Source organism: Pseudomonas tremae, assembly GCF_001401155.1.
GTDB classification, from domain to species: Bacteria; Pseudomonadota; Gammaproteobacteria; order Pseudomonadales; family Pseudomonadaceae; genus Aquipseudomonas; species Aquipseudomonas tremae.
The window spans coordinates 1-313 of record NZ_LJRO01000256.1; the positions used below are offsets into that span (position 1 = coordinate 1).

Sequence of the window (313 nt, forward strand, 5' to 3'; positions counted from 1 at the left end):
GGCAGCTTCATGAGTTCATCTCCGATCTTGTGATTATTGTTCGGGCGAACGACGCAGGGTCGATGCAATGCATCAACACGCAAACGTTTGCGAGGGGTGAACTATGAAAAAAACCGCAGGGTTTGTCAATCCGTCGGAAATGAAATCTGTGTGTACTGCTCGCCCCCAACCGCACAGGGAACGAGCATTAGCGTTCAGTCGGATTTCACTCCTCCGGTCTGACCGTAGCCACTTCGTCGGCCTTGATCCGGACTCTCTTGCCGGAGATGTCTTCAAACTCGTAGAAACCATCACGACTCTTGGTCTTGGGCAT

General features: G+C 52.1%; 1 protein-coding gene. It reads right to left on the bottom strand.

The features are described 5' to 3' along the window. Positions 1–205 precede the first annotated feature (205 nt). Positions 206–313, bottom strand: a 108-nt coding sequence (locus ALO43_RS29020) for a DUF903 domain-containing protein (protein ID WP_157062310.1), incomplete at its 5' end; no start/stop codon positions are given.